Genomic DNA, 3,074 nt, shown 5'->3' on the forward strand with positions numbered 1-3,074 from the left:
CCGGTTTCGTCGCAAGATGATTCAATTCCTAATACCAACATGGTTTGAGGCCGTCTGAAAAAATGATTAAAAACGATTCAGACGGCGTTTTCTCCGAAAACGGAAAAAGGCCGTCTGAAATAAAGTGTGGGATAGGCTGCTTACAAAGTGCCGTAAGAATGCAGGCCGCTCAAGAACATATTCACACCGATAAAGGCAAAGGCGGTAATGATTAAGCCGATGACCGCCCACCAAGCCAACACCCTGCCGCGCCAGCCTGCCACCAGTCGTAAATGCAACCAGACAGCGTAATTCAGCCAAACGATAAATGCCCAAGTTTCTTTCGGGTCCCAGCTCCAATAGCGGCCCCACGCGTCAGCCGCCCACAATGCGCCGAGAATGGTGGCAATCGTGAAGAACAGGAAACCAACGGCAATCGCTTTGTACATCACTTCTTCAATGACTTGCGAGTGCGGCAGCCATGATTTTTTGCCTGCATCTTCTTTTCTGAGTGCCAGCAGTTCGGCAATACCCAGCATGGCGGCAATACAGAATGCGCCGTAGCCGATAAAGTTGGCCGGAACGTGGATTTTCATCCACCAAGACTGCAAAGCCGGAATCAGCGGCTGAATGGCATGAGCCTCGCGTGAAACGCTGTACCACAAGACAAATCCGACCACAATCGCCATAAAGCTGAAGACAAAGCCACCCAATTTTTGTACGGCAAAACGGCCTTCGTAATAGAGGTACATCAGCGCCGTAATGACCAAGAACAAGATGAATACTTCGTAAAGGTTGGAAACCGGAATATGGCCGGCATCGGGACGCAGCAGATAGCTTTCATGCCAGCGCACCAGCAAACCGACAAAGCCCGCCATCGCGGAAACCCACGCAAATACGGTACCCATGCCCAAAAGCGTATTGGACGGCACATTTTTGCGCACCGCCGCTATCGCACCGACGATATAGGCAAACAAGGCAAAGAACACAAACGCGCATTGCCACATAATCGCCGACTGGCTGCTTAACAGGTATTTGAGCAGGAAGCCGTCTGCGCGTTTGATGTCGCCCCCATACAAATCAACGGCCAAATACGCCAAGCACACGCCCAAAGGGATAAACCAGCGCATCGGTTTGAAAAACCAACCCAGAAAAACGGCAATCCCAGCACTCACCCACAAAATCACCATTTCGTAGATGTCCATGTGCAGACCGGCCTGGGTTTGGGCAATAAACGCACCGACTGCAATCAGCAGCGCGAATGCCCAGTCGAAAAGGTTGAGGTTTCGGATAAATGATTTGTGTGTCAGAAGCTCATGCTCGGGCAAGGCCTGATATTTGTTATTCATGGTTCAAATCCTTGGCAAGCTGCTGCAATTGCCGTGTGTGTTGCGGAAATTCTTTCTGCAAGTCGCGTTCGTTGCGGCTGGAAGACATGGCAAAACGGATACGGCCGTCTGAAAACAGCAGCCAAGCCCGTTTTTCACGAATATAGAACATAAATACCGTACCCAACACCAGCAATACCGAACCCAAATACACCAGGAATGCACCCGGTGAACGGGTCATCTGCAGGCCGGAAGAGCGTACTTCGGTAAAACTTTCCAATTGCAGCATCATTGGCGCGGGATATTCGGTCAAACCGGTGTAAGCATCCATTGCATGCAGCAGGAAGCGGTTGCGTTTTTCATCTTGCGGCCAAGCCGGCAGATTGTATGTGCTGATCGTATCTTCCAAAGCGGCATTCATCACGCCATAGAGCATCTCATAGAAATAGCCCTGCATTTTTTCCTGCTGCTCTTTCGGAATATTGGTGGTAACAAATTCGTCCAAAGCCAAATAGCCGCCTTTGGCAAAAATCGACAAAGTGTTTTCCGCCGCTGCCATGAATTGCTCACGGATTTCGGCAGGCGCGCCTTTAACGGCATTAGCAACGGTTTTACGGCGTGCCGCATCATCTTTCAGATATTGGCGCAAAGCCATAAAGGTGTCGATTTGGCCGTTTTTATCCATCGGAATGCGCAACCAACGATATTGCTGCGCCAAGCCGCTGCGAGTGCCGGTAATGAAGAAATAGTCTTCATCTTGTTTTACCGGCAACATATAGTTTTTATATTCGACCGCCTGCCCTGCTTTGTCGCGGATGCGGTAAACGATAGACGGGCCTATATTGGTGTATTTTTTGCCTTCCTGACGAACGGAGCGAACATCGTTGAGGGCGGATTTCAGGTTTTGCTCTTTTTCAGACGGCTCGCTCATGTCTTCGACGTTCATCGAAGTAAACTGGTCGAATTCCAATTTATAAGAAGCCTTGCCCAAATCCAGCGGAAACTCGCGCATGGAAGTTGCTTTGAGTTTGACCGGAGTGCGGTCGGCATCAGCCAGATTCCACGCTTTAAACGTCAAGTCCGAGCCGCCGTCGGCAAAACTTGCCTGATAAACTGTAATACCGTGCAGCGTCAAAGGATGGTTGACGCGGATGGTGTGTTCGCTGACTTTGCCGGTCGCCTTGTCCGTTACTTCCAAGTCACTAGCAAAATCACGCGGCATACCGGTATCGTAAAAATCAATATGGAATTTCTTCAATTTGACGGAAAACGGTAAGTCTTGCACGAGCATGCCGTTATCCGCATTCAGAAACACCACGTCCGCGCTCTGCCCTTCCGCGATATTGACGTTGCCCCTAAACGACAGGTTGGATTCTCCCAACACGCTTTCGGGCTTAAAGTCTTTGGCATAAACCGCCGTATTGTCCGGCACGACTTGGCCGGTAAGCATACCGATTTTCAGCAGGATATTGCTGTCTATCAAACCGCCCAAACAAATCACAATAAGCGCGGCATGGGCAAAGATATAGCCCCATTTGTTCATCGCGCCTTTTTTCGCCGCCACCAAAACCGAGCTGTCTTCACGCGTAACAGTTTTGCAGCCGTAGCCCTGCACTTCCAAATATCGTTGCGCGACTTCAGGCGTCACCTGTCCGTCTAAAACGATGGAATGGCGCATTGCCGCCAGCGATTTTTCCTTCGCGTTTTCACGGAACGAACGAATCTCGCGCAAAAACGGCGGAACATTGCGAATCAGGCACAATCCGG

General features: G+C 50.4%; 2 protein-coding genes. Both read right to left on the reverse strand.

What is annotated here, in order from left to right; translation table 11 throughout:
* Positions 1–140: 140 nt before the first annotated feature.
* Positions 141–1,328, reverse strand: coding sequence for a c-type cytochrome biogenesis protein CcsB (gene ccsB, locus ACTHUE_RS14220; protein WP_107792224.1), 1,188 nt, complete (start codon positions 1,326–1,328; stop codon positions 141–143).
* Positions 1,321–3,074 (reverse strand): cytochrome c biogenesis protein ResB (locus ACTHUE_RS14225; RefSeq protein ID WP_440423807.1); only part of this gene is annotated, 1,754 nt, incomplete at its 5' end. The genes ccsB and ACTHUE_RS14225, both read right to left, overlap by 8 nt.

Source organism: Neisseria sp. P0021.S005 (genome assembly GCF_051956955.1).

Excerpts from the sequence above, each read along its gene's own strand:
- ccsB (WP_107792224.1), bottom strand. The coding sequence starts at position 1,328 with ATGAATAACAAATATCAGGCCTTGCCCGAGCATGAGCTTCTGACACAC.